Annotated in this window: 28 protein-coding genes, 1 tRNA gene and 1 pseudogene; 16 read left to right on the top strand and 14 right to left on the bottom strand. The window is 56.7% G+C overall.

The genetic code is table 11. The annotated features are described in order from the left end of the window. Window positions 1–303 precede the first annotated feature (303 nt). Window positions 304–1430 (bottom strand): IS3-like element ISRosp5 family transposase gene (locus RSK20926_RS11230; protein ID WP_085979705.1). Its coding sequence is split into 2 segments (ribosomal slippage): window positions 304–1166 and window positions 1166–1430, totalling 1128 coding nucleotides; the frame shifts between segments, so codons are not numbered across the junction. Window positions 1431–1515: 85 nt separating this feature from the next. On the opposite strand from RSK20926_RS11230, the gene RSK20926_RS22850 reads away from it, so the two are divergent. From RSK20926_RS22850 to RSK20926_RS11205, 4 genes are all read left to right on the top strand, one after another. Next, entirely contained in the window at window positions 1516–2052 is a 537-nt protein-coding gene (locus tag RSK20926_RS22850) for a VPLPA-CTERM sorting domain-containing protein (RefSeq protein ID WP_008206781.1), read from the top strand. Between the two features lie 226 nt (window positions 2053–2278). Further along, window positions 2279–3634: a proline--tRNA ligase gene (gene proS / locus RSK20926_RS11215; RefSeq protein ID WP_008206780.1), complete on the top strand. Its 1356-nt coding sequence runs from the start codon at window positions 2279–2281 to the stop codon at window positions 3632–3634. A gap of 264 nt (window positions 3635–3898) precedes the next feature. Then, window positions 3899–5185 (top strand): lipoprotein-releasing ABC transporter permease subunit, encoded by a 1287-nt coding sequence (locus RSK20926_RS11210; RefSeq protein WP_008206778.1) that lies wholly within the window; start codon window positions 3899–3901, stop codon window positions 5183–5185. Next, window positions 5178–5861, top strand: coding sequence for an ABC transporter ATP-binding protein (locus RSK20926_RS11205; protein WP_008206776.1), 684 nt, complete (start codon window positions 5178–5180; stop codon window positions 5859–5861). The genes RSK20926_RS11210 and RSK20926_RS11205 overlap by 8 nt, the downstream gene beginning before the upstream one ends. A gap of 112 nt (window positions 5862–5973) precedes the next feature. Here RSK20926_RS11205 and RSK20926_RS11200 read toward each other — a convergent pair whose 3' ends face one another. The 6 genes from RSK20926_RS11200 to RSK20926_RS11175 all read right to left on the bottom strand — a co-directional run bounded on the left by RSK20926_RS11200 (window position 5974) and on the right by RSK20926_RS11175 (window position 9943). Continuing rightward, the gene (locus RSK20926_RS11200; protein WP_008206774.1) at window positions 5974–6408 is read right to left on the bottom strand and encodes a DMT family transporter; all 435 of its coding nucleotides are present in this window, start codon (window positions 6406–6408) and stop codon (window positions 5974–5976) included. A gap of 158 nt (window positions 6409–6566) precedes the next feature. Next, window positions 6567–7250 carry a hypothetical protein gene (locus tag RSK20926_RS11195; RefSeq protein WP_008206773.1) on the bottom strand — a complete coding sequence of 228 codons (684 nt, stop codon included), beginning with the start codon at window positions 7248–7250 and terminating at the stop codon, window positions 6567–6569. Between the two features lie 86 nt (window positions 7251–7336). Next, window positions 7337–7993, bottom strand: a complete 657-nt coding sequence (locus RSK20926_RS11190; RefSeq protein WP_008206771.1) for a DNA-3-methyladenine glycosylase I — start codon at window positions 7991–7993, stop codon at window positions 7337–7339. Between the two features lie 31 nt (window positions 7994–8024). Beyond that, window positions 8025–8447, bottom strand: a complete 423-nt coding sequence (locus tag RSK20926_RS11185) for a PaaI family thioesterase (RefSeq protein WP_008206769.1) — start codon at window positions 8445–8447, stop codon at window positions 8025–8027. A gap of 29 nt (window positions 8448–8476) precedes the next feature. Then, window positions 8477–9241, bottom strand: a complete 765-nt coding sequence (locus RSK20926_RS11180) for a hypothetical protein (RefSeq protein WP_008206767.1) — start codon at window positions 9239–9241, stop codon at window positions 8477–8479. A gap of 93 nt (window positions 9242–9334) precedes the next feature. Then, window positions 9335–9943, bottom strand: a complete 609-nt coding sequence (locus tag RSK20926_RS11175) for a carboxymuconolactone decarboxylase family protein (protein ID WP_008206765.1) — start codon at window positions 9941–9943, stop codon at window positions 9335–9337. Window positions 9944–10097: 154 nt separating this feature from the next. Between RSK20926_RS11175 and RSK20926_RS11170 the strand changes: the two genes are divergently transcribed. Next, a complete protein-coding gene (locus RSK20926_RS11170; protein WP_008206763.1) occupies window positions 10098–10538 on the top strand; it encodes a DUF4265 domain-containing protein in 441 nt (146 codons plus the stop codon). Window positions 10539–10545: 7 nt separating this feature from the next. On the opposite strand, the gene RSK20926_RS11165 is transcribed toward RSK20926_RS11170, so the two are convergent. Further along, window positions 10546–11976: a pyridoxal phosphate-dependent decarboxylase family protein gene (locus RSK20926_RS11165; protein WP_008206761.1), complete on the bottom strand. Its 1431-nt coding sequence runs from the start codon at window positions 11974–11976 to the stop codon at window positions 10546–10548. 143 nt (window positions 11977–12119) lie between these two features. Here RSK20926_RS11165 and parE point away from each other — a divergent pair, with 143 nt between their 5' ends. Both parE and RSK20926_RS11155 read left to right on the top strand, forming a co-directional pair. Then, window positions 12120–14078, top strand: coding sequence for a DNA topoisomerase IV subunit B (gene parE / locus RSK20926_RS11160; RefSeq protein ID WP_008206760.1), 1959 nt, complete (start codon window positions 12120–12122; stop codon window positions 14076–14078). Between the two features lie 27 nt (window positions 14079–14105). Beyond that, on the top strand, window positions 14106–14798 hold the full coding sequence (locus RSK20926_RS11155) for a hypothetical protein (RefSeq protein WP_008206758.1): 693 nt from the start codon (window positions 14106–14108) through the stop codon (window positions 14796–14798). A 478-nt stretch (window positions 14799–15276) separates the two neighbouring features. On the opposite strand, the gene RSK20926_RS11150 is transcribed toward RSK20926_RS11155, so the two are convergent. Further along, a complete protein-coding gene (locus RSK20926_RS11150) occupies window positions 15277–15921 on the bottom strand; it encodes a glutathione S-transferase (protein WP_008206757.1) in 645 nt (214 codons plus the stop codon). Between the two features lie 192 nt (window positions 15922–16113). On the opposite strand from RSK20926_RS11150, the gene RSK20926_RS11145 reads away from it, so the two are divergent. Together RSK20926_RS11145 and RSK20926_RS11140 are read left to right on the top strand one after the other, a co-directional pair. Beyond that, window positions 16114–16686, top strand: a complete 573-nt coding sequence (locus tag RSK20926_RS11145) for a histidine phosphatase family protein (protein WP_008206756.1) — start codon at window positions 16114–16116, stop codon at window positions 16684–16686. A 74-nt stretch (window positions 16687–16760) separates the two neighbouring features. Beyond that, window positions 16761–16836, top strand: a tRNA-Val gene (locus tag RSK20926_RS11140). Between the two features lie 243 nt (window positions 16837–17079). Here the strand turns inward: RSK20926_RS11140 and RSK20926_RS23175 are convergent. The 3 genes and pseudogenes from RSK20926_RS23175 to RSK20926_RS11130 form a co-directional block, all read right to left on the bottom strand. Beyond that, a pseudogene (locus RSK20926_RS23175) lies at window positions 17080–17597 on the bottom strand (IS5/IS1182 family transposase); the annotation flags it as partial. 451 nt (window positions 17598–18048) lie between these two features. Beyond that, window positions 18049–18330: a helix-turn-helix domain-containing protein gene (locus tag RSK20926_RS22090; protein WP_008206750.1), complete on the bottom strand. Its 282-nt coding sequence runs from the start codon at window positions 18328–18330 to the stop codon at window positions 18049–18051. A 12-nt stretch (window positions 18331–18342) separates the two neighbouring features. Next, window positions 18343–19062: a GlxA family transcriptional regulator gene (locus RSK20926_RS11130; protein WP_157133095.1), complete on the bottom strand. Its 720-nt coding sequence runs from the start codon at window positions 19060–19062 to the stop codon at window positions 18343–18345. A 64-nt stretch (window positions 19063–19126) separates the two neighbouring features. On the opposite strand from RSK20926_RS11130, the gene RSK20926_RS11125 reads away from it, so the two are divergent. The 4 genes from RSK20926_RS11125 (at window position 19127) to RSK20926_RS11110 (ending at window position 21693) form a co-directional block, all read left to right on the top strand. Continuing rightward, window positions 19127–19513, top strand: coding sequence for a RidA family protein (locus tag RSK20926_RS11125; RefSeq protein WP_008206747.1), 387 nt, complete (start codon window positions 19127–19129; stop codon window positions 19511–19513). Further along, complete coding sequence (locus tag RSK20926_RS11120; protein WP_008206745.1) at window positions 19513–20160, top strand: LysE family translocator; 648 nt, start codon at window positions 19513–19515, stop codon at window positions 20158–20160. The genes RSK20926_RS11125 and RSK20926_RS11120 overlap by 1 nt, the downstream gene beginning before the upstream one ends. Before the next feature lie 319 nt (window positions 20161–20479). After that, on the top strand, window positions 20480–21133 hold the full coding sequence (locus RSK20926_RS11115) for a TetR family transcriptional regulator (RefSeq protein ID WP_008206743.1): 654 nt from the start codon (window positions 20480–20482) through the stop codon (window positions 21131–21133). Between the two features lie 143 nt (window positions 21134–21276). Beyond that, window positions 21277–21693 (top strand): hypothetical protein, encoded by a 417-nt coding sequence (locus RSK20926_RS11110; RefSeq protein WP_157133094.1) that lies wholly within the window; start codon window positions 21277–21279, stop codon window positions 21691–21693. Between the two features lie 254 nt (window positions 21694–21947). On the opposite strand, the gene RSK20926_RS11105 is transcribed toward RSK20926_RS11110, so the two are convergent. Next, window positions 21948–22820, bottom strand: a complete 873-nt coding sequence (locus RSK20926_RS11105; RefSeq protein ID WP_008206738.1) for a LysR family transcriptional regulator — start codon at window positions 22818–22820, stop codon at window positions 21948–21950. Between the two features lie 101 nt (window positions 22821–22921). On the opposite strand from RSK20926_RS11105, the gene tmpA reads away from it, so the two are divergent. Continuing rightward, entirely contained in the window at window positions 22922–24046 is a 1125-nt protein-coding gene (gene tmpA / locus RSK20926_RS11100; RefSeq protein WP_008206737.1) for a 2-trimethylaminoethylphosphonate dioxygenase, read from the top strand. 11 nt (window positions 24047–24057) lie between these two features. Next, a complete protein-coding gene (gene tmpB, locus RSK20926_RS11095; protein ID WP_008206735.1) occupies window positions 24058–24657 on the top strand; it encodes a (R)-1-hydroxy-2-trimethylaminoethylphosphonate oxygenase in 600 nt (199 codons plus the stop codon). A gap of 77 nt (window positions 24658–24734) precedes the next feature. Here tmpB and trpS read toward each other — a convergent pair whose 3' ends face one another. After that, window positions 24735–25763, bottom strand: coding sequence for a tryptophan--tRNA ligase (trpS, locus tag RSK20926_RS11090; RefSeq protein WP_008206733.1), 1029 nt, complete (start codon window positions 25761–25763; stop codon window positions 24735–24737). Between the two features lie 151 nt (window positions 25764–25914). Here trpS and RSK20926_RS11085 point away from each other — a divergent pair, with 151 nt between their 5' ends. Beyond that, window positions 25915–26601, top strand: a complete 687-nt coding sequence (locus RSK20926_RS11085) for a rhomboid family intramembrane serine protease (RefSeq protein ID WP_008206732.1) — start codon at window positions 25915–25917, stop codon at window positions 26599–26601. The last annotated feature ends 21 nt before the right edge of the window (window positions 26602–26622 follow it).

The following is a 26622-nucleotide window of genomic DNA, read 5'->3' as shown; positions in this document are numbered from 1 at the left end:
GGCGAAGCGGAAAAGGTTGGCGGTTCAGTTTTGCCCTCCGTAGGGTTCACCACAACAAGAGGGGGTAAGAAGGACAATTGATCACCCTCAATCTGTAGTCAGTTGCTGGAGGAAAAAGGGCGCGATGAATGAAGTGAAGTCGGTCATTGATTGGATGTAACAAAAATGTTAACAAAGGTTAACGTAGCGTTAAGTTTGAATTGAAAACAAGTTCTCCGGGGGTGAAATGTATTTTTTGAAATTGCTAACAAAGGTATTCGCCTTTGTGTTGATCAGCCCCATCGAAGTGGTCCAGTGTGAGTGTTAGTGCATGATCGGCCTGGTTTCCACCGGAACGATGGCTTCCGGAGCCGGTGGGCGATAGCCCAGAGCACTATGCGGCCGTTTTGTGTTGTAGTGATTTCTCCATTGTTCAATCAGGATCTGGGCTTCACGCAGGCTGTAAAATACCTCTCCATTCAGCAGCTCGTCTCTGAAGCGCGCGTTGAAGCTTTCACAGCATCCGTTCTCCCAAGGTGATCCTGGTTCAATGTAGGCCGTTTGGGCACCGACCGCTGCGATCCAATCTCGAACGGCCTGAGCAATGAACTCTGGGCCATTATCTGATCTGATGAAAGCAGGAACGCCACGCAGGATGAAAAGATCTGTCAGCGCGTCAATAACTTCTGCCGAGTTCAAGCGCCTCTTCACCCGGATCGCCAGGCATTCCCGGCTGTGTTCATCCAGAATGTTCAGTGTCCGGAACGCTTTCCCGTCATCCGTTCGATGGTGCACGAAGTCATAGGACCAGACATGGTCACGATATTCGGGCCGGAGTCGAACACACGACCCGTCGTTCAGCCAGAGCCGTCCTTTCTTCGGTTGTTTCATTGGAACTTTCAGCCCCTCACGCCGCCATAGGCGCTCAACACGTTTGTCGTTGATTTGCCAGCCGGCGTCTCTCAGAAGAGCCGCTATCCGACGGTAACCGTATCGACCATATTGGCGTGTCAGTTCGATCATGTCAGACACCAACCGGTCTTCGTCAGCACGTCCAACAGGCACCCGCCTCTGTGTGGAACGGTGCTGTCCCAGAACACGGCAGGCGCGACGCTCTGAGACGTGGAACTGGCGTCGCACATGATCAATGCAGTTACGGCGGCGCGAGGGGCTCAGAAGTTTCCCCGTGCAGCTTCCGACAGAATGAGCTTGTCCAATGTCAGATCAGAAACTGCCCGACGCAGCCGGTCATTCTCCTTCTGAAGTCGCTTTAGTTCCTTCAGTTGGTCGGTTCCCATACCGCCATATTGCTTGCGCCAGCGATAGAAGGTTTGTTCTGTAATCTGCACCTGTCGAATGGCGTCTACGCGCGGCATCCCTTGGCCGCAAAGCACCTCAACCTGCCGTAACTTCGTGACAATCTCTTCGGGCTTGTGTCGCTTGATTCCCATATCTGATCCTCCGTTTCCTAACTATACGGGCGGATCACTTCAGTGGGGGAAGATCACTACCGCCACAGTTGTCTATGATAATGGTGTGATCGGCAATGGTAACAATCGAAATGCAGGTAATATCTATGGAATCGCCGACGATTTTACCTTGGGTACGAATACGACTGTAACAGGAGTTACTTTTGCCTTTGGCTTTACAAACAGTGATGTAACGCAGGCGCTTCTTGATATCGGGCTGTATGACAGCTCAATGAACAATCTTTTTCTGCAACAAAATGTATCGGTTACCGGTACTCAGATTGCGACAACTGGCGGCTACCGGATTTACGAGGCGACTATTTCTGGCCTGAACGTTAACCTTGGTGCTGGCGACTATTGGTTTGCCTTCAATGGGGTGAATTCCGCCGGAAGCTACTCTGATTGGGGTATAAGCACCCCCTCAGGGAACCTGCGTCAGTCACGCGATAACATGCTTTTCGACACCTTCCTGAGTTACCAGCGGGAACAGCAGTTTTCGATCCTAGGGAATTCCATCGCTGCGGTTCCCCTTCCCGCAGGAGGGATGCTGCTAATTGGTGCTCTGGGCGGTCTAGGACTGATGCGGCGCCGCAGGTCTGTCTGACTTTACATCTGAATAGAACCAATGAGACGCTCGCCAATCGGCGAGCGTCTTTCTTTGCGCAGGTGTTTTGCGAAAGCCTGTTGAGGAAATCTTCTCTTCGGCAGGCTCTGAGGCGTTGAACAAACCTAGTCGCTGGGTTCGGCCCTTTTCTGCACCCCCTTGCTTGCAGGATTGACACCCACTAAACCGGCTGCAAACGCCCATTCACATCACCCATGGAGCCAAGATGCGCCTGTCCCGCTATTTTCTGCCTGTTCTGAAAGAGACGCCTTCTGAGGCGCAGATTGTCAGCCACCGCTATATGCTGCGCGCTGGCATGATCAAGCAATCCTCCGCCGGGATCTACTCCTGGCTGCCGCTTGGCTTTAAGGTTTTGAAAAAGATCGAAACCATCGTGCATGATGAGCAGATGCGCGCGGGCCATATCCCGATGCTGATGCCGACCCTGCAGTCGGCGGATCTGTGGAAGGAAAGCGGCCGTTATGACGATTACGGCGAAGAAATGCTGCGGATCAACGACCGCCACGGGCGCGATATGCTCTATGGCCCCACCAACGAAGAGCTGATCACCGATATCTTCCGCGGCCATGTCAGCAGCTACAAGGACCTGCCGCTGACGCTTTACCATATCCAGTGGAAATTCCGCGATGAGATCCGCCCGCGCTTTGGCGTTATGCGGGGGCGTGAATTCTACATGAAGGATGGCTACAACTTCGACCTCACCAAAGAGGATGCGCTGCACGCCTATAACCGCCATCTGGTGACCTATCTGCGCTCCTATGAGCGTATGGGGCTGCAGGCGATTCCGATGCGTGCCGATGGCGGCCCGATTGGCGGCGATTACACTCATGAATTCCTGGTGCTGGCGGAGACCGGCGAGAGCGAGGTCTTCTATGACTCGGCCGTCACCGACCTGACCTTCGGCGACCGCGAGATCGATTATGACAGCGTCGAGCAGTGTCAAGGCGTGCTGGAGGAGTTCACTTCCAAATATGCCCGCACCGATGAGACCCATGATGAGGCCCTGTTCAAGGAGATCCCGGAAGAGCGCCGCCGTGTGGCGCGGGGTATTGAGGTGGGCCAGATCTTCTATTTTGGCACCAAATACTCCGAGGCGCTGGGCGCGACCGTGCAGACAGCCGATGGCGGCAGCGTACCTGTTCATATGGGGTCTCATGGCATTGGCGTGTCGCGCCTCTTGGGGGCGATCATCGAAGCCAGCCATGACGATAAAGGCATCATTTGGCCCGAAGGGGTCACGCCTTTCCACTGCGGTATCGTCAACCTCAAGCAGGGCGATGACGAAGCGGATGCGGCCTGTGAGAAGATCTACGCAGCTCTCTCAGCAGTGGGCCTGGAGCCTCTCTATGATGACCGTAAGGAACGCGCCGGCGGCAAGTTTGCTACCATGGATCTGATCGGTCTGCCTTGGCGCATCACCGTGGGCCCGCGCGGGCTGAAGAACGGTGTTGTCGAGCTGACCTCGCGCCGCACCGGTGAAAGCGAAGAGATGTCGCCGGAAGAGGCGGTGAAAAAAGTGGCTGAGATCTACGCCAAACACCACACCGGCCGTGGTTTCTAAGATGCAGCCAAACGTGGTTTTTGTGATCGGGCGAGCGCCAAAGCTTGCCCGATCACTGCTTTGAATTCCTCTTTTTTGTTCAGTGCTCACCTCTATTCAAGGCTTTAGATCCGAATTTCTATGTACGTTGAATGCTCAGAGCCGCCGGTTGTGGGTGTAGGCCTGGCCCTTGGGCGGGGGAATACCGCCTGAATTGCGAAGCCTCGCTTGACCAAAGGCGCCTGAACCCGCAGTTTGGCGCAAAATTTGCGAGCAGGAGCCGATATGGCCAAAACACCGCCGCCATTTGCGCGATTTGAATGGATGATTGCCTGGCGCTACCTGCGCGCGCGTCGGGCCGAAGGCGGGATTTCGGTGATGACCGTGATCAGCCTGGTTGGGATTACACTGGCGGTCTTTGCACTGATCGCGACGCTTGCGGTACGCTCGGGCTTTCGTTCGGAATTTGTCGGAACCATCTTGGGTGCCAATGCTCATGTCTCGATCTATGCCCACGGAGAGCTAAACGCAGCGGGGCAATTCGAACGCAATCTCACGGATTTTGACGCCATGGCAGAGCGCGTGGCAGCGGTTCCCGGCGTCACCCGAGCCGCACCGTTGATCAAACGCCAGGTCATGGCCAATGCAGGCCAGCGCAATGCGGGCGTGCAGGTCTTTGGCATTTCCAAAACCGGGGTGCAGACCATTCCCGGCGTCGCCCAGAGCGATGGTTCGATCGGTGATCTCGACCGGTTTGAAGAAGGGGTCGCTATTGGCTCCGGGGTCGCGCGCGAACTCGGGGTCACTGTTGGTGACAAGATCAAGCTGATCTCACCCAATGGTGTCAAAACACCCTTTGGCACCAGCCCGCGAGTCAGTGCCTATGAGGTGGTCTATGTCTTCACCGCTGGGCGCTATGATATCGACAAGACCCGTCTCTACATGCCCTTTGCTGAGGCGCAGAGCTATTTCAACCGCGAGGGTTTTGCCGATGAGATCGAAGTCATGGTGGAAAACCCAGAGGCGGTGGATCTGATGGTCCTGCCCCTTCTTGGGGCAGCTGAAGGGGCTGTCGGGGCCTGGACCTGGCGCGATGCCTCTGGCGGCTTCCTGCGTGCGCTGGAGGTCGAGGACAATGTGATGTTCATCATCCTGTCGATCCTGGTGCTGATCGCCGCGATGAATATCGTTTCGGGCCTCATTATGCTGGTCAAGAACAAGGGCCGTGACATTGGTATCCTGCGCACAATCGGCCTGAGCGAGGGATCGGTGATGCGGGTCTTCTTTATCTGCGGCGCCTTTACAGGTGTCATCGGGACCCTGTGCGGTGTTGTCCTGGGCTGTCTCTTTGCCATCTATATCGATCCGATTTTCTCTTTCGTGAACTACGTTATGGGCGGCGGCGTCTGGGATCCATCTATCCGTGGGATCTATGCGCTACCGGCAGAGCTGCGGCTGGAGGATGTCCTGTCGGCGATCTCGCTCTCTTTGGGGCTTTCCTTTGTGGTGACAATCTTCCCGGCGCGCCGTGCAGCGCGCCTCAATCCAGTGGAGGCTCTGCGCTATGAATGATGCGGTTCTAGAGCTGAAGAATGTTGCCAAATCTTATAACCCCGGACAACCGGGGCAGGTAGAAGTGCTAAAGGGCATTGATTTCTCATTGAGGCCCGGAGAGATGGTCGCCCTGGTGGCTCCTTCGGGAGCGGGCAAGTCCACATTGCTGCACATTGCGGGCCTTCTGGACACTCCTGATTCCGGTAGCATTCACCTGACCGAGCAAGAGGCAACAGGGCGGGGGGACAATACCCGAACGGCTCTCAGGCGTCAGGAGGTTGGATTTGTCTATCAGTTCCATCATCTGCTGCCGGAGTTTACCGCGCTGGAGAATATCTCTTTGCCGCAGCTGGCCAACGGCACTTCACAGCAAGCGTCAGAGGCGCGCGCAAAAGAGCTGCTGGAGCTCGTTGGGTTGAGTGCCCGAGCTGATCATCGCCCGGCGGCCCTCTCTGGTGGGGAGCAGCAGCGCGTGGCTTTCTGTCGGGCTTTGGCCAATTCCCCACGGGTGCTTCTGGCGGATGAGCCCACGGGCAACCTGGATCCGGGAACCTCGGATCAAGTTTTTGCGGCTTTGATGGATCTGGTCAAGGGAACCGGGCTTTCGGCCCTGGTTGCAACCCATAACCATGAGCTTGCCGCACGAATGGATCGCCGGGTTAAGCTTGAAGCGGGCAGATTGGAACCCTTTTAATCTGGCTGCCAAAGCGGGCCGAGAACGCATTTTTTACTTTGGCTCTTCGATTCCAATGAGTGGAGACTAGGTAGAAGGGAGCAGTCCTGTACCTTGATCCGGGTCTGAGGGCCTAGGCAAGTTGAGTGATCCAGACCCCCAAAGCCATGACCGAAATACCAGCGGCGCGGGTCATGCTGAGGGGACTGACCTGCGCGCCAAATAATCCGAAATGATCAATGATTGCGGCGCTGACCAACTGGCCAAGCAAAACAAAGAAAACTGCATTTCCGACCCCGAAATGCGGCGCTACATGGGTGATTGAAAGAACATAGAAGGCCACTAAAAGACCGGCCAGAAACAAATGCTTGGGAGCTTGCGGCAAGAGCATCAGAGCGGCGGGCCCTTTAATCAGGCAATAGGCAAGTGCCGCAAGAAAGGCGACTGCAAAGAGCACAACGCCAGAGGCAGCAGGAGAGCCGATGAACTGTCCCAGGGCGGCGTTCAACGCTGCAAGAACCGGAATGCCAAGGCCAGCGGCCAGCATGATTAGCGCGTAATGTAGCATTCTGAGGATCCTGTCCTTGGCTCATGTCTTCTGCAGTTCCCAACTAGAGAGGGAGGGCCGCCGAGGATCAAGTATCAAAACCTCCGGACCGTATTTCTACCGGGTCCATCATTTGGGCTTCGATACTAGGTTTACGTCATGGGTATGTGTCGTTGAAACTAGGAGCAGATGCCTTCTATCTCAGCCTCTTTCCAGGGCAGATAGACGTCGCTTTCGGGCGCTTTAGGCAGATCCCGGACCGGCATCACGTCTTTGAGCATGGCATGCAGGCGTTTGCTGCGGGCGGCCTGCGGAGCGAGGGCGCGGCAACAAACATATTCCTCGACAATGGCGCCCTGCTGTTCATAGCCATAGCTCAGGAAATCCGGGCTGCCGTTCAGTTCAAACAAATAGGGATCCGGATTGCCGCTGTGTTCGGCCGCTGCACGCAGGGGATGATATCCGGTTTGCCGTCTATTCTGCCACTGCCAGACATGGGTGATCTCATGCGCCAGGAGCATGGCTTCAACCAGATAGAGCCTATCCGGATAGGCCGGGAGGTAATTCTGAGTATACCAGTCTTTGACAAAAAAGATCCGGTTGAACAGGGCAACCGCTGCCGGAGAGGAGGTGATGACCTCCTCTTTTCTGACCGGCGGTAAGATACGTTCGCGGCAGGTGACGCGCGGCCTGGGTTTTCGACGAAAGGTAATGGCTGCAACCGGGGCGCCCTTGACCAGACGAACCTTGTCCAGGTTGATCCCCTCTCCGTGGATGTCGGAAAGAAAGGCGCGTTCGGTCTCGCTAAGGGGGCGACCACAGGCTGCAAGCAGCAAAAAGATCAGACAAAAACGCAGCACCATGGTGTGACCCTAGCTTGGCCTTTCGTTGAGGCCTAGACAGGAATTCTCAACGCTATGGATTTTTTCCTGCCAGGTCCAAGAAAGCGTCAGCAACTGAAGGCCAGCGTCTTGCTGATTTCCAACAGCGACCGACCGGATTGACTGTGCCATGCATTGAAAGCCTCCTGAACCGACAGCATGGCACGTTTCGAGGTGGCGGGCTTGTCGATGATCCCTTCGGCTATCAAGCGGGCGGTGACATCCTGTGACAGGACATAGCCGTCACGCCCCGCAAACCGCATCGCCATCTGTCCGCTATTGCCGCCGAGGCGACTGCCGCGTTTTTTGAGCATTTCCAAAAGCCCGCAGAAGTCTTCGGCAGGCCAGTTCCCCAGGATCTCGCCAACACCTCCCTCGTTGCGCAGGTCCAGCAGAAAGGCGGCGTTGTCACGTACTGCCTGGATCTTGGCGCCGTTGCGGATGATTTCTTTGTTGGAAAGCAGGCTGTCAAAGGCTTCCTCATCCATGAAGGCATTGCGTGCAATCTCGAACCCGTGGAATGCCGCTTCGAATCCAGACCATTTGGCCTCTATCACTTTCCAGCTAAAGCCAGCCTGAAAAATGCAGCGCGTCATATGGGCCAGCCAGCGATCCTCTGGCAGTTTGGAGACCTTCGGATCTGGCTTTTGCAGTTTGGCTTCCAGAGCGTCAGTGCCGCCATGACGGGCGGCAGAAATTTCAAAAATTTCATCAAAACTGCGCATGTTAAGGGCCTTTTTCCAGGATCAGGTGGCTCTAGGGCACAAAGAAAGTGGCGGTTGCGGTGGCAACCACTTTGCCACTATCTTCCTCTTCCATCGCTGCGCGGGCAAAGACCAGGGATTTTCCGGCCCGCACAACCTCAGCACCACAGAGGATGGCTGTACCGGTGCCGGGACGCAGGAACTGCGTATGCAGATCCGTTGTAGCAAAGAGCTTCATTTCACCTGCATGGGCAACGGCAGAGAGGACCATGGCCGTATCTGCAAGGGCGGCAAGAGCTTGGCCTGAAACGATGCCACCGACCCGCGCCAGATGCGGGGCCAGCGGCATGCGCAGCACTACGGCTTTGGGCGTGAAGCTCTCTATCGAAAGGTCGAGTGCTTTCACCCATTCAGCAAAATTGTCCTGGAGGAGCTGTTCAGCATCCTGAAGGGGCAACTCGCTCTGTTCCGTCATCTGCTCTACCTCCTGGGGTTTCAAACAGACTAGCGACGGAAGGGTCGCAACTCCACCAGGGATTTACCCAGACGAAAGGGGGCGGCAAAGGCTACAAGGCAAAGGGCAAAAAGCTGCAACATCAAGATGTAGGCGTTTTCCTGAAGATATTCCCATTCTTCCTTAAGTCGGCGGATCTGCTCGATTAACTCGTCATAGGCCCGTGCCAGGATCAGGAAATCACCGGCGATTGTTGGAACTTTGCGCCGCATGGTCTCTACCGCGGCCTGGGTCGGCTCATCCAGCGCCGCAAAGACCAGAAAGGCCTCCGGGTCAAAGGCCTCGGCCTTTGCTGCCATCTCTTTCATTTGGTCCGCGTCATTGCGACCGCCAAACAAGAAGCTCAGCCCCTGCAGCGGTGAAACCTCATCCGTGACAGCAACAAAGAGTGGCAGTTCCGCATTGCCTGCGGTCGAGGCCGAGAGAAACTCGATTTTCTCGCATAGGACCGCGATGTCGCCATCATAGGCCGGGTCGCAAAACCGCAGGCGAAAGCGGGCAGCATCCCGGTCAAAGGCGGCGATGGCGGCATAGGCCACATCAATCTGGCGTTCCAGATGGCTACTGTCGGATTTATAGATCCCCGCGATGACCGCCACCAAAGCGCCAAAACCCCCTAGGATCACCCAGACCAGGTCTGCAAGTTTCCAGGCTCTGTGTCCGGCGGGTTTGCGAAACAGGAGCGCTGTGCCGCCAAGACCCGCCAGAAAGAAAGCCAGAATCAAAACCAACTGGTTTTCGGCGATAAAACTCATGATGTGCTCCTGGCTGAGGCTTTGCCCCTCAGACTAGGAAGCACATCTCTATCGAGCAACAGGCTTCACAGCAGTGTTAACTGCAGTCTTGGTCTATTTGTGGCCCCAGTCATCTGGATTCTCAGAGTTATTTGGGCTCAACCCCAGGACATCGCCCTTGGTGGAACAGCCCAGGCCCAGGACGGTGCGGTTGGCATAAGAGAAATAGGCAGTCACCTGGTTGATCTCCAGGATTTCACCATCGTCATACCCGGCCGCACGCAGCGCCTTCACATCCTCCTCATGGAGAGAGGCTGGGGCCTCGGTCAGTTTGCGGGCATAGGCCAGCGCGCATTTCTGCGCGGCATCCAGAGGCGCCTTCTCAGGGGTGCGCTCTTCGATTGCGGATCGGATTGCCAGTCCTTTCTCCTCATCTCGCAAGAGGCGCTGCAGCCCGGCAAAGTGATGTTCGACGCAATAGGCGCAGTCGTTCAGTGAGGAGACCCAAACCCCGAGAACCTCTAGGAACCACTTGGGGATCTGATTGCCGGTGTGATGCAGCACATTCTTATAGAGAGCCATATGGCCCTCCATCGAATGTGGCCGCAGCGAGTGCATCATCATGATGTTGTCGACATTGCCACCCGGCCCGGTCACCCGGTCATAGAGTTTTCTCAGCTTCCCGGTGGCTTCCTCAAACGGAACGGTTTTGATCCAGGCCATGTGGTTCTCCCTTTGTTATTCAAGCGAGAATACGCAAAGGTAGCGCGTGAAGAAGCAAAAACGGCACGTCATCTGCTGTTTGATCAATAGCAATTGCGTTTATAGATTTTGGGCATTGCCGGAGTAGCCGGATATTGGGGAGAAAACGCAGTTGATGGAGAAAATGCACATCCGGCTTCCAGAGGATGCCTGGCATGGCTATTCGATGGAAAGCTTATGGGTGACGAGGCTCGGTCCCGATCGCTTTAGGCTGGAGAATTCACCCTTTTTCGGCAGAGGCTTGAGCTATAAAGATCAGGTTCAAGCCATAAAAGAAGATGATGCTTTGGTGTTTGAGCGCATCTTGGCCCCGTCGGGGCATTCGACGTATCGGATCATTTTGCTTGAAGAGGCTGAAAAAGATCTCTTCCATCGGTATTGGGCCCCGATTGCGGCGGAGGGCTGCACCTATGAGCAGGGAAGTTTTGGCTACGATCTCTATTCGGTGGATGTCCCAAAGAACACTGACTTAGAGAAGGTCTTTGTCTTTCTTGAAACGGGATTCCGAAACAAAGTTTGGGATTTCGAGGAGGGGCATTCCGGTCACCAGAACTAGCGAACTTCTATCCTGCGCAAGTGTCTGGAAGTTGCAGATCGCTTGCCTCCCTTGAAACCGCAGCGATGGCGGCGCGGATATCGCTTTCCCGGGTGCGGTGGTTGGCGATGGCGGCGCGCAGGACCTGAACCCCTCCTGCGCGGGTGGTGGAGAAGACGGCCTCGCCGCTTTCCTGCAGGTTTTGGGCAATCTCCGAATTCAGGCGCGACTGAGCCTCCGGCGGCAGATCGCGGCGGGCGGTGAAGGCGCAGATATTTGAAACCACCGGATGGGCCAGGGCCATATCCGGTTCAGCGGTGACCAGATCAGCCATCAGCGCCGCCTGACGGCAGTTTTCAGTGATGGCGCGGGCAAAGGCCTCTTCGCCGAACATTTCCAGCGCGGCCCAGACCTTGATCGCCCGGTTGCCCCGGCTGAGGTCGATGCCGTAGTCGCAGAACCAGGGCTCGCCCCCGGCCAGCCCCCGGGCAGCCCCTTCCAGATAGGCTGGGCGGGCGGCAAAACCGGCGCGGTGCTCATCCTCGCTGCGCATCAGGCACAAGCCGCAGTCATAACCGACGTAAAACCACTTGTGGAAATCCAGTGCGATACTGTCAGCACGCCCGATCCCGTCGCTCAAACCCCTGTAGGGCTGTTCCGCCAGCCGGGTCCAGGCGCCAAAGGCACCGTCCACATGCAGCCAGAGTTTCTCCTCTGCCGCGGCATCCGCAAGCGCGTTCAGATCATCGAACAGACCGAGGTCGACCGAACCCGCTGTGCCGACCAGCAGGAAGGGCAGGGCGCCGGCCTTGCGGTCCTCCTGCACCATGTGCCGCAGCGCCTCGGAGTCGATCCGGCCGTCAAGCAGCGGCACGCTGCGCAGGTTCCCGCTGCCAATGCCCAAAAGCTCCAGCGCTTTTGAGGTGGCATTATGCACCCCGGCACCGGCGTAGGCGGTGAGGCGGCGTCCGTCTTGGCCGTAGCGGCGCAGGCCCTCTAAAGCCCGCACCCGGGCGGCCTGGAAGCTCAGCACCGTTGCCTGAGAGGTGCCGGTGACAAAGACACCGCTGGCCCCCTCCGGCAGGCCCATCCTGCTGCGTGTCCAGTCAATGACAACCCGCTCCATCTCATTGGCGCCGTGATTGCGGCCGCCGAGATTGGCATTCACCGCCGCCGAGGCCATCGAAGCCAGCAGGTCAGAGGCCAGGCCGGTGCCCTGCACCCAGCCCCAGAAGCGCGGATGGATATTGCCGCCGTGATGCGGCAGCACGTCCTCCGTTAGGCGCTTGACCAGATCGCCGGACTGTCCAATGGCGTAGCGGGTTGAGAGATCCTCCGGCAGCGGCTGCCAGGGTCGCCCGGCGGCATCGGCCATCTGATCCACGGCCGCATCCAGCATCTGATGCGCCTTGGCCCGGAACGCCTCCCAATCCTGCGGGTCCAGTCCTGAATACGCCATGCTATGCCCCTTTGTTCAGCCGCGGCTGCCTCTTGCCATAAAAGCGGGGAGTTTTCCACAGGTCTTGCGGAGCCCTTTCCCATAGGCACAACACCTGCCATAATGACGGCAATCAAAACTAAGGAAGAGAGCAGCTCCCGCCGATGGCCAACGACCTTCTCAGCACGCCCGCATCCGAGACCTATGACGCCTCCTCAATCGAAGTGCTTGAGGGGCTGGAACCGGTTCGCCAGAGACCTGGCATGTATATCGGCGGCACCGATGAGCGCGCGCTTCACCATATGGTGGCGGAGATCCTCGACAACTCGATGGATGAGGCGGTCGCAGGCCATGCCAACCGTATCGAGGTGACGCTGCATTCCGATTTCTCGGTGACCATCTCGGATAACGGCCGCGGCATCCCGATCGATCCGCACCCCAAGTTCCCGGACAAATCTGCGCTGGAGGTGATCCTCTGCACCCTGCATGCAGGCGGCAAATTCTCAGGTAAGGCCTATCAGACTTCTGGCGGTCTGCACGGTGTCGGCTCTTCCGTCGTGAACGCGCTGTCGGATTCCATGGTGGTTCAGGTCGCCAAGAACAAGGAGCTCTTTGAGCAGCGCTTCTCCCGTGGCCTTCCACTGGGTGGGGTGGAGAAGATCGGCGCTGCACCGAACAAGCGCGGGACATTTGTGACCTTCCACGCGGATGAGGAAATTTTCGGCCATCATCGTTTCAAGCCCAAGCGCCTCTTTACCCTGGTGCGCTCCAAGGCCTACCTGTTCTCTGGCGTCGAAATCCGCTGGAAATCAGAGATTGACGATAATGAGACCCCGACCGAGGCCACTTTCCACTTCCCAGGCGGCCTCAAGGACTATCTGACAGAGGTGCTGGGCAAATCCTCCATCTACGCAGACCAACCCTTTGCCGGTAAAGTGGAATTCCGTGAGAAATTCGGCGAGCCGGGTTATGTGGAATGGGCGATCAACTGGACGCCATCGCGCGACGGGTTCACCCAAAGTTACTGTAACACCGTCCCAACGCCCGAGGGCGGGACGCATGTCGCGGGTTTCTGGTCTGCGATCCTAAAGGGCATCAAGGCCTATGGCGAGCTGGTCGGCAACAAGAAGGCGGGGCAGATTACCCGTGACGACCTGATGGCGGGCGGCTGCGCGCTGGTCTCCTGCTTTATTGCTGACCCGGCTTTTGTCGGCCAAACCAAGGACCGCCTCTCCACCGAATCTGCTAGCAAGATGGTCGAAAACTCGGTTCGTGACCATTTCGACAACTGGCTTGCGGCGGATACCAAATCGGCCGGCGCCATCCTCGATTTCCTGATCCTGCGCGCCGAGGAACGCCTGCGCCGCAGGCAGGAGAAGGAAACTCAACGCAAGAGCGCTACCAAGAAACTACGCCTGCCCGGCAAGCTCACTGATTGCACCTCCAAGGACCGCTCGGGCACTGAACTGTTCATTGTGGAGGGCGACTCGGCCGGTGGCTCTGGCAAGGGCGCGCGCAACCGGGTCAATCAGGCGCTCTTGCCGCTGAAGGGTAAAATCCTGAACGTGCTGGGTGCGGCCTCCAACAAGCTGGGCTCCAACGCTGAGATCAACGATCTTTGTGAGGCGCTGGGCGTTGGGCTGGGTACCAAGTTCAACCTGGACGATCTGCGCTATGACAAGATCATCATCATGACCGATGCGGATGTCGACGGCGCCCATATCGCCAGCCTGCTGATGACCTTCTTCTTCACCCAGATGCGGCCCCTAATCGATGGCGGCCATCTGTATCTGGCCTGTCCACCGCTGTTCCGCCTGACCCAGGGAGCCAAGCGCGTCTATTGCCTGGACGAGGCTGAGCGCGACAAATGGTTAGAGAAAGGTTTGGGCGGCAAAGGCAAGATTGATGTCTCCCGCTTCAAGGGGCTTGGCGAAATGGACGCCAAGGACCTGAAAGAGACCACCATGGACCCGACCACCCGCAAACTGATCCGCGTCACAATTGATGAGGATGAGCCCGGCGAGACAGGTGATCTGGTCGAGCGCCTGATGGGCAAGAAACCCGAACTCCGCTTCCAGTATATCCAGGAAAATGCGAAGTTCGTGGAGGAGCTGGATGTTTGATACCTCAGGAAAACAAAAGAGACGAAGATGTTTGATTTAAAGGCGCTACCACGAAAACCAGAAGACGCGCTAAGTGAGCTATTAATCGCGATGCTTGAAGTAGTTCCACACACCAACGAAAAAATAAGAGAACTAAATTACAAGCAAACTTCGGAAATTCGTTTATTGGCGCGCGCCGCCGCCATAGTAATTCAAAGAATAGATGACGAGGATTTACAGGAAATTGCGAAAGGCAATCTGGAATTTGAAGATCAGCAATCCGCCAATGAATATCGAGAAGATATTGAAAGAGTTCAAGAATCGCTGTATCTTTCGGGTTTTGAAAAACACTTCCTAGATCAAGATTGCATTTCCTCTTTCGATCAAGCTAAGTTATCTGATAGCGAAAAGGGAAAAATAAGAGATCTCCTCTCAAAGGCACGGATATTAACCGACGAGGCCGACTTTTTATCCCAAGATCACAAACGCAGAATCAATCATAGAATTTCTGATGTGGAGAATGAACTCTACAAGGAGATATCCGGTTTCAAAGCGTTTCTAGCTGCGGCGGCTGATGTATCAGGCTTGGTAAAAAAATTTGGCGAGGATGCGCAGCCGATTGCGGAAGCGATTGAAACAGCCAGGACAGTTACCGAAAGGAAAGTAGACGGATACAAAAAAATTGCTGAGCAAGAAAAGCCCAAGTCTCTTCCCAAGCCGGACAGCAAGCCTCTCCAATAACTATTCCTTGTTGAGGTGGGTTGAGACTTGCAGGGAAACTTTCTAAGGAACATTTTTCAGGCGGAGCCCAAGACACGCTTTCTTGCCTCCTTTCCCCGCAACAAGGCTCGTGCCTGACCTTTGGGGAGGCGTGAAGCGCCTTCGCCATGCTGGAAGCATGCCTCCGGCATGACGGGAAGGTCAGGCGCGGGCCGTGCGGCTAGCGCCTCACGCCCCAGGGGACATCCTGCGAGCGCCGCTCTTCGAACTGCATGGTTGGATGCGAAGGGCTCCGCCCGTCCGAACCTCAAACGCTCCCCCGGAGCGTTTGCCGCTGCGCGGACCGGTTCGAACTCCCGGACCGAAGGTCAGGCTGGGGCCTGACACACAGGGGATCGCTCGCAATAGTCACCGTCCAAAGCTTTGGCGTCAGCGAAGGGCCTGGCCTTTCTGAGCCCATCCCGCTTGGGCAGGCCTCGATTGGCCGAACTAACGCAGTTCAGTCAGGCATTGAGTTTGGGAAGGGGGTCGGGTGGTCCCCATCTTTCCATTGGGCAAACTTGGGCATGATCTCGGCAAAGACCTCTGATTCCAGAAAGCGCTGCAACCAGCCTTGCAGATCTGGCCAGGCTTGGGCGTCGAACCAATTTTTGTCGATAAAAGCGAATTGGCGCACAAAGGGCAGCAGGGCGAAATCCGCCAGCGTTGGCCTGGCAAAAATCCAGCCACCGGGATCCTGGCGCAGCTGTTGGTCCAGATCCGTAAGAAAGGCAGCGGCTTTGGCGCGGGAGACCTCCGGATCCTGATCCGGGTAGCGGCTGGCGTATTTGGTTTGATCCAGCGCTTTCTTGAAAGGCCCGTCTCCCTTGGCAATCCAGTCCCAACCCGCCTCTGGCATATCCAGCCAATACTGGGGGTCATTGCGGCGCAGGGCCCAGATCATGATGTCGAGGCTCTCATCAATCGCGCCCTCGTCGGTCACCAGACAGGGAATCGTGCCGCTGGCAGAGGCCGCCAGAAAGGCCGTGGGTTTGTCGCGCAGAGCAACCTCGCGCAGTTCTACCTGCTGTTTTGCCACATAAAGCGCCAGCCGGGCACGCATGGCATAGGGGCAGCGGCGGAAGGAGTAGAGGATGGGGCGCATGGTTGATTTTACTTGTGAAGCTGGGCGGATCCTATTGGGACAGAGCAAAGGCGGCAAGAGGTCGAGCACGGACCGGGGCAGTTTTGCCGGGAGAAAGGGTTTTCGCCGCTCCGCTGGTGGCTGGGGCTTTTCATTGCGGCTGTCGGGCGCTACCACTTGCGCAATTGTGCTAAAAGCAGGAGGCCTCTGGCCATGGCCCACTTCCCAAAAATCTGGTTTTTGCGTCATGGGCAGACGGAGTGGAATGCGGAGCGTCGCATTCAGGGACAATTGGAATCGCGGCTGAGCCATCTAGGTCTGGAACATGCGCGGCGACAGGCCGACCTTATGGCGCCGATTTTGCAGCAAAACCCTGCTTGCTATGCCTCACCCTTGGGACGGGCACAGCAAACCGCGGAAATTGCGCTTCGGGGCCTTGGGTTTCGAACTGATGCCCGCCTGGCAGAGGCCGATGCGGGATTGCTTCAGGGCATGACGCTGGACGAGGTGGAGCGCCGCTATCCGGACATTTACCGGGCAAACCCTTGTCATCTGGATTTGTTTTGCGCCGCACCCGAGGGGGAGGGCTTTGACAGCTTTTTCAACCGTATCCATGATTTTATGACTACGCTTGAAGGGCCGAGCGTGGTGGTAGCCCATGGTTTGCTGGGGCAGGTTATGCGTGGGATCGTTTTGGGTTTGCCCCGGTCTGAAATGGCCAAACTGAGCAATGAACAGGGCTGTATCTACCTTTTGGAAGAGGGTTCAGAGCGGCTTTTGAAGTAAAGGTATTTTTCTTTGAAAAAAGTGCCTTCCCCCTCTTGCGCCCGTTCCCGTCTTTGTCTAAATCCCACGTCAACGGGTCGTTAGCTCAGTTGGTAGAGCGCTTCGTTTACACCGAAGATGTCGGGAGTTCGAGCCTCTCACGACCCACCATATATTTCCCTGAAAATGTTGATACTTGTTCAGATGGATGGGGCATTTGCAAAGTGTTTCCTAGTTCGCTGAACCTAGGCCAGCTTTAGCGGGCTTGCCGAATTTGGACGAAACCCAGAATGTCTGCTGCATTTTGAAGGTGGTCAGGAGCGAATCTGGCATATGTCTGGCAGGTGATCGCCACATTGGAGTGGCATTGTGCAGAATCCAGCAACGGGGCGAGTTTCCCCTTTTCCATTGCGTTCAGGCCACGCATTCGATCTTGGCCATGCCGAGTTCGTAGAAGCGGTTCATGAGAGCGATGGGGATGTGGATTTCGGCGGCCTGGCGGTCTGGGTCTCGTGAGCCGATGCGTTCGCCGAAGGGTTTCGTGCATCGCATCCACTGCCCGGCAGTGCTTTGCAGAGCGAGGTCACGAAAGGGTTGGCCCCGACCCGACTTCGGGCACGATAGTCGGTCCATCGCTTCCAGATGGCTTGCCCAGGGTGCCGGGTGGCGCGCCAGATCTCGTTCTGAGCCATCGCGGCCGAACAGTCTTCTTTTCAAAGGCGCCCGTTCTTGCGGATGTGGATAACGACGGCGGCGCCTCGATCCAGGATGGCCGCAGGGCAGCGGCGTGTGTCCTAGGCGCTCTCGCCGGTAAGGGTGTTGATCTATTCCTCTTGCGGCACCTGGCTCAGCGGTTCGGGCAGGACCGGACTGTCGCACTTGTCGCTGGAGGTGAACTCCACCGTCCAGATGCCGCCGGTGCCGGTGTTCATCAGGTTCAGCGTGCCTGCCGCGCGATGGCCCGCCACCAGTCCTCCAGATGGCCACCGGGAAAACCGACCACCACATATCTGACACAGGCCAAATCAACGGCGATGACAAACACCTAATCCTAGGTGTGAAATCGAGTGGCACGAGTGATATTCTCCAGGGTGCCAAGGCCAACAAACTTATAGGCGGTGTTGTTTCTCGAACAGGACGATGGGATTTCGTTCCGGTATTGGGGCTAGCAGAGTTTAGATAGTCTGATCATTTCAGTATGAATGGTCTATATTGCAGTGCGAAGCGACACCTTCGCGGAGGCAGCGAATATCAGCTTGTCTCTCTGGCGCTAGGAAGGTGATGACCGCTTTGCGCTGGCTGGTTTCATCTGGCGGTTGCGACCAGGCGAGGTTTCGCCGCAGCCGTGCAGCCGCATCGCCGCAATTCGGCTCAGAGCCCCTTTTACCGAATGCTGCGCTCGGCACGTATGGCAACTTCCCCAAAACGGTTTCGATAGTCCGTCGGCAATATGCCTAACAGCTTCACGAAACTACGCCGCATTTTCTGTTCAGTTACAAACCCTGAAAGGGCTGCGATCTCCTTGATAGACTTTCTACTGCCCTCCAAATACACCCGAGCAACAGCAAGCCGTCGCTCCTCCACAAAGCTTGCGGGTGTCTTTCCAAATTCTTGTGTGAAATCACGATGCAGCGTACGTTCCGTCACCCCTGCGATCTCGGCCATTCTTGACACGCTCTATAAAGCAGTAGGGTCTTGTTCGATTTGACAATAGAGGTCGCACAGGCGCTTGCTTGTTGTCGCTTGTGCCTTGAGTGGTTCCGAGTACTGGGATTGTCCTCCCTGCCTTTGCATGAACACTACCATTTCGCGGGCCACACTGAGAGCAACACGCCTTCCGTGATCTGCTTCAACAAGCGAAAGGGCTAGGTCGATGCCTGTCGTCACACCCGCCGAACAATGAAACTTGCCGTCATGGGTGAAAATCTCGTCCAGATGCCAATCTACACTTGGAAACCGCTCGCGAGCGAGGTTAACGCGCTCCCAATGCGTCGTGGCCTTCCTACCGTTCAAGAGGCCAGCGGAAGCGGTGAGGAGGCTACCTGAGCAGATCGATACGAAACGCTCCATATGAGGTGCCACCCGCTTCAGAAAACGCTGCAGTAGTGGATCATCAAGCCGTTGATCGATGCCGGGGCCGCCAGGAACAATAAAGACATCCGCGCGAGCAACCGTGGCGAAGGAAACATCAGCGCACAAGGTCAAACCGGTGTCCGTCGCAACATCTCCGCCGTCCTCGCTCCCAATTGCAATGTCGTAGGCTTTCCAACCCAGGACCTTGTTTGTGGATGCGAACACTTGAGCAGGACCGGCCACATCCATGAGCAGGACGCCATTGAAGCCCATGATGAAAACAGATTGAAGGCGTTTTGTCTGATTTTGAAGGTTTGCGATCATACCCGACATCAGTCATGGAGTATAGGCTGCTGTCAACAGATCCCAGCAAAACGATAACCATCACATGTCGCGTAAGTATATCAAGAAAGTTCCGGGCGTTCCCGCGTCGCCGTCTCCAATATCCAACGCTGTTGTCGTCGGAAACACTTGTCACATCTCGGGCCAACTGGCTGTATACGATGACGGCTACCGATCCGGCAGCGCAGGCGCGGAGGCTGATCGTGCCTTTGATCTGGTGTTCAAGATTGCTGCCGCAGCCGGTTTCTGTTCGGAAGACATCGCTTATGTCGATATCGCATTTTCCGACATTGAACGCGACCTGGCGGAGGTAAATGAAGTCTGCCGAACGCGGTTCTCACAATTTCCGGCAAGGACGGTCTACGAGGCCGCGAAGCTGCCCTTTGGTGCGAAAATAAAGATACAAGCCATCGCCATGAAAGACAGCGTGTGATGGCGGGTATTTCTGACCTGTCCGTCATACTTACGGTTCTCGCACTCTACGTCGCAATTGTCGTTAGCCCAGGTCCAAACTTCGCGCTTGTGTCGCGCTTGGCTCTAAGCAGAGAAGATAAGGCCGCATGGGGAGCGACTCTTGGCTTGGCTATGGCGGCTACTTTTTACGGGATGCTGGCGATGGTCGGGTTGTCGGCGTTCCTTCAGCAGGTTGGCTGGCTGACGCGGATGGTGCAGATGGGCGGTGGGCTCTATCTCATTTGGTTGGGTGTTCAGGCATGGCGCAACGCGGGCGCGGTGGCGAACACTGCCGAGACGGGCGAGCTCAGTCTCATTGCCGACCGACGCGAGACGTGGCGCGGCGTGCGCCTTGGCGCGCTGGTGAACCTGTCCAACCCCAAGGGGATTGCCTTCTTCGTCAGCCTTTATGCTGTCGCCGTTCCGCCCGACGCGGCGCTGTGGGCGAAGGCGACAATCCTTGTGTCCTCTTTCGCCATCGAGATCGCATGGTATGGGCTCGTAGTCGTTGCGTTGTCAACCGGCCGCGCGAGGCGCGTCTATGACCGATGCAGAGCCTGGATCGCGCGCGCGATTGGGGGCGTGTTGATTGTGTTTGGTATGCGCCTCGCAACCGAGCGAAACTGAAGTAGATACCGACGGCAAAGTGCAAGACACGCTAAGGAATTGGAAGACAATGACCGATAGAACGGGCGACGCCAATGCACAACAGGCATCATCGGCGGCTGCGGTACCCCGCGCGATCGAGCGAAACGGTCCGACATCTTTTCTCTTATGCCGCTTGACGGCTTACCAAGACCACGCCGTTCTACGTCTTGTTCGAAACCCGGGAAGTCTCGATTGAACTTTATGTTCGGGTAGGCACAGATAAGCAGCAGAATCATGATCGGGATAAACCTACATCGTCGCGACGGGCAGCGGCACCTTCTCGCGTAGCGATGACATTATGATCCTGCGCGGCGTGAATGTCTTCCCCAACCAGATCGAAGAGCAGCTCCTGGCCACTGGCGGCTTGGCGCCATACTACCAGATCGAGCTCTATAAATCCGGCCGAATGGATGCGATGCGGGTCTTTGCCGAGGCCGGTTATGATCGGGCTTCGATGACCCAACTGGCGCGCGAGTGCGGGATCTCCAAGGCCAATATCTACCACTACTATGACAGCAAGGATGCTGTGCTTTTCGGCCTCCTTGATACCTACCTCTCTGACCTGCGCGACCGGGTCTGCGGTGTCGAAGTCGCCCAGCTTGCCCCAGATGAGGCGCTGCGCCAGGTGGTGGCGGAGATCCTGCTCGCCTATCAGGGCGCCGATTATGAGCACAAGGTGCAGTCGGGCTCTATGGGGGCGTTGCCGGAGGATCAGCAAAAGCTCCTGCGCGGATACCAGCGCGAGATGGTGCAGTTCCTCCGCAATACACTGCAGGTCGTCGCGCCAGAGGTTTTTGCGAATGATGCGGAGAAACTGCGCTCTGCCACCATGTCGGTCTTTGGCATGCTGAACTGGTATTATATGTGGAACTCTGGCGCCGGTCCCAAGGCGCGTGAGGACTACGCCGAGCTGGTCGCCAACCTGACCCTGAACGGGGTGCGGGGGCTGTAGAGTAAAAACTGCTTCGTGTCCTGAGTTGCCATTCTAAAACTGGCAAAAGCGCTACGGATGTGCGATGGAGCTAGTCAAATTCAACTCAATCTATCCTTGAGGCGTAATTGACCCATAAGGCATTTCAATCAGTGGCGAATAGAATGGTTGGAACAAGTCTAAGCCACATTTGGATGGGGCAGGGGTCTGCTCTTTTTCTAGAGTTTGGGAACCTTTCTCACACGGGACAACGTCTGGGCGGTTCCTTCAAAAATCCTCGTGGTGTTTGGGGAGTCATGATCGAATGGAGTTGGCGAATTGACGGTAAGAAGAGTATAATCTGCGGGAGCTGGTCTGATGAAGAAGATTGGCAGCGTGGGTTTTCAGTGATTGGTGGGCAATCTGTTTCGGGCATTTCATTGCTTGGTAAGCTTCCAGAAATCCAAATCGACTTCGCAAATGGGGCGTCTTGCACTTCATTCATGACGGAAAAAGGCCAACCGTCTTGGGCTATTTTTGACAGAACAACAGATGAGTCCAAGACGGTCTTCTGTTGCTACGGCCGAATTGAAGTTGAGTGATCTTGCTAAGCGCAACTACCTCGAATGCTCCCCCATTGACGGCTCGAAGAGCGGCTGCGAAGTCCGCAGCAATCAGTCCATACGCCAGTTGTTATGGCTCCGCTTTGGCAGCGCCCGAACCGCCCCCACGGGGCGGGCGCTTTGCTTCCCGCACCTCGGTTCGGACGTGGTGATTTTCTGGAAGGTACAGTTTAAATAATGGGCTTTGTTACAGGCCTGTATTGTCGCCCTTCTGTTTAAGCGCCCTAAAAGCGCTATTTCGTCAACGATGCGCGCAGCACCTCCCATTGCCGCCGGGAAATGCGCTCTTTGGAGGCCAGCAGCCAATAGCTTTCATGATGTGGCATCACCTCTGTGCTCATCTGGATCAATGCACCACTTTCCAGATCGGCCTGACAGAGAGGTAGCGAGCCCAGCAAGACGCCCAGTCCCGCGCGAGCCGCGGAGAGGGCCGAAGCAAAGGTGTCATAGCGCAATGCGGTGGGCGAGGTGGTTGGCTGGCCGGTGAATTCGCGCCAGTTGCGCCAACTGGGGCGGGGGCCAGAGACGGACAGACGGGGCAGGTCGCGCCAATCCTCAGCTTTTTGTAAAAGGGGGGGCGCGGCCATGGGCGTGATACGTTCCTCAAACAGGGGCGCCTTATACAATCCCGGCCAATCGCCTGCGCCATAGCGGATCTTGACGGTGCCATCCTCTTCGGCGGCATCCCCCGACAGAACCATTGTATTGATGGTCACTTCTGCGCCGCTGGCTTCCAGCAGGGCGGGCAGGCGCGGTGTGATCCAGTGCTGCACAATGGAGGAACTGGCGGAGATCACGATCTTGTTCCGTCCGACCCCAAACAGCGCTTCGGAACTGTCGCGCAGGGAGTTCAGCGCGGCCTGCACATGCGGTAGCCAGGCCTCGCCTTCAGTTGTCAGATGGATGGCGCGGGTCTTGCGCACAAAGAGCTTGGTGCCCAGCTGATGCTCCAGATTGGCAATGCGCTGACTGATCGCGGGTTGGGTCAGCCCGGTTTCACGGGCGGCCGCTGTGAAGCTGCCCAGCCGCGCTGTGGTTTCAAAGGCCCGCACCCATTCCAGTGGAATAGAGTCAAATTTCGAGTCACCCGTCTTGGAATTATGCATAAGTAAATCTGAGTCTCATCTGCCTTTTTGCTGATTTGATTTTATAGGCGCAAGGGCGGAAACTGTCACCTGTGAACAGATCAGCTAGGACACCTCAAGCGATGACTTCCGTAACCCTTTCCCCCAATGGCGACTTCCTGACCTTTGATGCCGAGGGCCAATCCCGACGCTTCCACGCCATCTGGCTGCGTGACAATGCCTGGGACACAGAGACCCGCGCACCCGGCAATGGTCAGCGACTGATTGCCCTGCGCGACATTCCGGCCGAGACCAAGCTGGTGGCAGCAGAGATTGCAGATGGGGCATTGCGGGTGAGCTTTGCACCCGAAGACAAAACCGTTGATTTTGACCTGAACTGGTTGGCGGAAAACGCCTATGACAAACCGGCTCCTGCGGAATTGGGTTGGCTGGGAGAGGCTGTCACCCCCTGGAACAGCAGCCTGATGTCGGATGTGCCAGTTGGCGATTTTCAAGAGCTTGCAAAGGGCGGTGAGGCCCTGCGGGATTGGCTGGGAAAGGTCACCCGCTATGGTTTTGGCAAGGTCGAAAACGGCCCGACAGAGGATGGTTCGCTTTTCAGCGTCGTGGACCTGTTCGGTTATGTGCGTGAGACCAACTACGGTCGCCATTTCGAAGTGCGCACTGAAGTGAACCCTACAAATCTGGCCTTCACCGGTCTTGGCCTTCAGGCCCATACCGATAACCCTTACCGTGATCCTGTTCCGTCGATTCAGGTGCTCTATTGCCTCGAAAGCTCTGCCGCAGGAGGCGAAAACATGGTGGTTGATGGTTTCGCCGCAGCCCTGCGCCTGCGCGAAGAGAACCAAGACTATTTCAATGTTCTGGCCAAGTATTGCGCCCGGTTTGAATATGCTGGCGACGCAGACACGTGCCTGCAATCGCGCCGCCCGATGATTGAACTGGCCCCGGATGGAGAGTTGATCGCTGTGCGCTTCAACAACCGTTCGCTTGCAGCGGTGAATGATGTGCCATTTGACGATATGGCGACATACTATGCTGCCTATCGCCGCCTGGGTGAGATCATTGATGATGAAGCGATGGAGGTGACTTTCCGCCTGGAGCCTGGTGAGAGCTTTGTTGTCGATAACACCCGTGTTCTGCATGCGCGCAAGGCCTATTCGGGCACCGGCACGCGCTGGCTGCAGGGATGCTATGCGGACAAGGATGGTCTGCGTTCCAAGTTTGCAGCGCTTTCTGCGAAATAAAGGGTAGGACTATGAGCAAGCCAGATATCGCCAGCCTCGATCGCGACAATATCGTTGAGTTTCTTGGCTCAATCTTTGAACGCCGCGGCGGTGAGGAATACCTGGGAGAACCTGTGACCATGGGGGAGCATATGCTCCAGGGGGCTACAATCGCCGAACAGAATGGGCAGGCCGAAGAGATCATCGTTGGCGCGCTGCTGCACGACATTGGCCACTTCACTTCAGAGTTCGGAACCTATCACCCTGATGACACCGAAGACCGTCATCATGAGGATGCAGGCGCCGAGGTGCTGGAGCAGTTTTTCCCAAGCGTGATCACCGATTGCTGCCGGTACCACGTGGCGGCCAAGCGGTATCTCTGCGCGACCAAACCGGAGTATTTCAAGCGTCTTAGCCCGGCCTCGGTGCATACGCTAGAGCTGCAGGGTGGGCCGATGAACGCAGAAGAAGTGGCGGTTTTTGAAGCCAACCCAAATCTGAAAGAGATCATCGCCGTGCGCTATCTGGATGAAGCGGGCAAGCGTGCGGGCATGGAAACGCCGGACTACTGGCATTTTGCCCCAATGGTGCAGCGCATGGTGGACCGGCACTGTCCACCAGCGTCAGAATGATCATTTGTTCACAGAAAAAGCAAAGGCCGCCGGATCAGGTTCTGGCGGCCTTTTTTTGTTTCTGAAACTCCCCTGGCTCAGAGTTCGACTGGAGGCACCATTCCGATGATCTCATAACATTGGCGCAGGATCGGTGCGGTAATGGCACGGGCACGCTCGGACCCGCGCGCAAGGATCTTGTCGATCTCATCCTGATGCTGCATCAGGCGGGCCATTTCTGTGGAAATAGGGGCGAGTTTCTCAACCGAGAGATCGACCAGCATGGGCTTGAACTCGGAGAATTGCTTGCCGCCTACTTTGGCCAGCACCTGGTCCACGCTTTGCTCGCTAAGAGCAGCATAGATGTTGACCAGATTGCGGGCTTCGGCGCGCTCTTCCAAACCTTTGGCTTCTGAGGGCAGCGCGTCGGGATCTGTCTTGGCCTTGCGGATCTTCTTGGCGATGGTATCGGCGTCATCGGTCATATTGATGCGGCTGGCGTCAGAGACATCGGATTTCGACATCTTCTTGGAGCCATCTCGCAGGGACATCACGCGGGTCCCGGCACCTTCGATCACGGGTTCGGTGATCGGGAAGAAATCAACGCCGTAGTCGTGGTTGAATTTGGTGGCGATGTCGCGGGTCAGTTCCAGGTGTTGCTTCTGGTCTTCGCCAACGGGCACATGGGTGGCGTGATACACCAGAATGTCCGCCGCCATCAGCGCCGGGTAGGCGAAAAGCCCAAGCGAGGCATTTTGTGCGTTCTTGCCCGCTTTGTCCTTGAACTGGGTCATCCGCTGCATCCAGCCCATACGGGCGACGCAGTTAAAGACCCAGGCCAACTGGGCGTGCTCGGGCACCTGGCTCTGGTTGATCAGGATTGATTGTTCTGGGTCCAGACCGGCCGCGATGAAACCTGCGCAGAGTTCGCGGGTGGACTTCATCAGATCCTTGGGATCCTGCCAAACGGTGATCGCATGCAGGTCGACCATGCAATAGATGGTTTCCGCGTCGCGGGCTTGCCAGTCGACAAAGCGCTTCAGGGCACCAAGGTAGTTGCCCAGGTGCAGGTTGCCGGTTGGCTGAATGCCGGAAAAGACGCGCGGCGTGAATGCAGTGTCGCTCATATTGGCGTAACTCCCGTCTGGAATTATGGGTCTTAGTCGCTTACCCATGGGCCTAGGCATCGTCAACAGGTGCCGCACCGAAAGCCGCCGGAAAGCGCTTGCGCCTTAGAAAAACCCCTGACAACCGGCCCAAGACCAGGAGCAAGAACAGATGAGCAGTGATCCAAACCCCTCTCCGGTGAATCCCTTGCCAGCGGCGGTTGTCGCCCTTGTGCTTGTTGTGATGGGGATTGAGGCCGCTTTTTCCCTTGGTGTCCGTGGCATCATCGGTGGGCCAGAAGCGGTGGGTTGGCGATTGGAGGCCTTCCAGTCCTACGCCTTCTCATCACAGGTTTTCTGGTGGATGCAGGAAACCGGGCAATGGCCTGCGGAGCATCTGATCAGGTTTCTCTCCTACGCCTTTGTGCATGGCAGTTTCACCCATGCGCTTTTTGTCTGCGTCTTTATCCTGGCCATGGGCAAAATGGTCGGAGAGGTCTTTGGGGATCTGCCAATGGTGATCATCTTTGTCTGTTCCGCCATTGGCGGCGCGCTGGGCTATGCAATCTTCCTGGATGCCGAGGTGCCCCTGTTTGGTGGCTTCCCTGCGGTCTACGGCCTGATCGGGGCATTTACCTATATCCTGTGGCGACAGCTAGCCCTGGTGGGTGCTCAGCAAAGCCGGGCTTTTTCCCTAATCGCGTTTCTTATGGGAGCGCAGTTGCTCTTTGGTCTCATATTTGGCGGGCAAAAGGACTGGGTGGCAGACCTAAGTGGTTTTGCTACCGGGTTTGGGCTGTCCTTCTTTCTGGCGCCCGGTGGCTGGGCCAGCATTCGCCGCAATATCCGACGAGACTGAGACCCGCCTCAGGTCGCGGTC

Source organism: Roseobacter sp. SK209-2-6, assembly GCF_000169455.1.
Lineage (GTDB): Bacteria > Pseudomonadota > Alphaproteobacteria > Rhodobacterales > Rhodobacteraceae > Pseudophaeobacter.
This window is presented reverse-complemented; position numbering and strand designations above follow the sequence as displayed.

What these genes read in the sequence shown, in the direction of transcription:
- proS (WP_008206780.1), top strand. Translation starts at nt 2,279, where the DNA reads ATGCGCCTGTCCCGCTATTTTCTGCCTGTTCTGAAAGAGACGCCTTCT.
- RSK20926_RS11210 (WP_008206778.1), top strand. Translation starts at nt 3,899, where the DNA reads ATGGCCAAAACACCGCCGCCATTTGCGCGATTTGAATGGATGATTGCC.
- RSK20926_RS11205 (WP_008206776.1), top strand. Translation starts at nt 5,178, where the DNA reads ATGAATGATGCGGTTCTAGAGCTGAAGAATGTTGCCAAATCTTATAAC.
- RSK20926_RS11200 (WP_008206774.1), bottom strand. Translation starts at nt 6,408, where the DNA reads ATGCTACATTACGCGCTAATCATGCTGGCCGCTGGCCTTGGCATTCCG.
- RSK20926_RS11195 (WP_008206773.1), bottom strand. Translation starts at nt 7,250, where the DNA reads ATGGTGCTGCGTTTTTGTCTGATCTTTTTGCTGCTTGCAGCCTGTGGT.
- RSK20926_RS11190 (WP_008206771.1), bottom strand. Translation starts at nt 7,993, where the DNA reads ATGCGCAGTTTTGATGAAATTTTTGAAATTTCTGCCGCCCGTCATGGC.
- RSK20926_RS11185 (WP_008206769.1), bottom strand. Translation starts at nt 8,447, where the DNA reads ATGACGGAACAGAGCGAGTTGCCCCTTCAGGATGCTGAACAGCTCCTC.
- RSK20926_RS11180 (WP_008206767.1), bottom strand. Translation starts at nt 9,241, where the DNA reads ATGAGTTTTATCGCCGAAAACCAGTTGGTTTTGATTCTGGCTTTCTTT.
- RSK20926_RS11175 (WP_008206765.1), bottom strand. Translation starts at nt 9,943, where the DNA reads ATGGCCTGGATCAAAACCGTTCCGTTTGAGGAAGCCACCGGGAAGCTG.
- RSK20926_RS11170 (WP_008206763.1), top strand. Translation starts at nt 10,098, where the DNA reads ATGGAGAAAATGCACATCCGGCTTCCAGAGGATGCCTGGCATGGCTAT.
- RSK20926_RS11165 (WP_008206761.1), bottom strand. Translation starts at nt 11,976, where the DNA reads ATGGCGTATTCAGGACTGGACCCGCAGGATTGGGAGGCGTTCCGGGCC.
- parE (WP_008206760.1), top strand. Translation starts at nt 12,120, where the DNA reads ATGGCCAACGACCTTCTCAGCACGCCCGCATCCGAGACCTATGACGCC.
- RSK20926_RS11155 (WP_008206758.1), top strand. Translation starts at nt 14,106, where the DNA reads ATGTTTGATTTAAAGGCGCTACCACGAAAACCAGAAGACGCGCTAAGT.
- RSK20926_RS11150 (WP_008206757.1), bottom strand. Translation starts at nt 15,921, where the DNA reads ATGCGCCCCATCCTCTACTCCTTCCGCCGCTGCCCCTATGCCATGCGT.
- RSK20926_RS11145 (WP_008206756.1), top strand. Translation starts at nt 16,114, where the DNA reads ATGGCCCACTTCCCAAAAATCTGGTTTTTGCGTCATGGGCAGACGGAG.
- RSK20926_RS22090 (WP_008206750.1), bottom strand. Translation starts at nt 18,330, where the DNA reads ATGGCCGAGATCGCAGGGGTGACGGAACGTACGCTGCATCGTGATTTC.
- RSK20926_RS11130 (WP_157133095.1), bottom strand. Translation starts at nt 19,062, where the DNA reads ATGATCGCAAACCTTCAAAATCAGACAAAACGCCTTCAATCTGTTTTC.
- RSK20926_RS11125 (WP_008206747.1), top strand. Translation starts at nt 19,127, where the DNA reads ATGTCGCGTAAGTATATCAAGAAAGTTCCGGGCGTTCCCGCGTCGCCG.
- RSK20926_RS11120 (WP_008206745.1), top strand. Translation starts at nt 19,513, where the DNA reads ATGGCGGGTATTTCTGACCTGTCCGTCATACTTACGGTTCTCGCACTC.
- RSK20926_RS11115 (WP_008206743.1), top strand. Translation starts at nt 20,480, where the DNA reads ATGATCCTGCGCGGCGTGAATGTCTTCCCCAACCAGATCGAAGAGCAG.
- RSK20926_RS11110 (WP_157133094.1), top strand. Translation starts at nt 21,277, where the DNA reads ATGGTTGGAACAAGTCTAAGCCACATTTGGATGGGGCAGGGGTCTGCT.
- RSK20926_RS11105 (WP_008206738.1), bottom strand. Translation starts at nt 22,820, where the DNA reads ATGCATAATTCCAAGACGGGTGACTCGAAATTTGACTCTATTCCACTG.
- tmpA (WP_008206737.1), top strand. Translation starts at nt 22,922, where the DNA reads ATGACTTCCGTAACCCTTTCCCCCAATGGCGACTTCCTGACCTTTGAT.
- tmpB (WP_008206735.1), top strand. Translation starts at nt 24,058, where the DNA reads ATGAGCAAGCCAGATATCGCCAGCCTCGATCGCGACAATATCGTTGAG.
- trpS (WP_008206733.1), bottom strand. Translation starts at nt 25,763, where the DNA reads ATGAGCGACACTGCATTCACGCCGCGCGTCTTTTCCGGCATTCAGCCA.
- RSK20926_RS11085 (WP_008206732.1), top strand. Translation starts at nt 25,915, where the DNA reads ATGAGCAGTGATCCAAACCCCTCTCCGGTGAATCCCTTGCCAGCGGCG.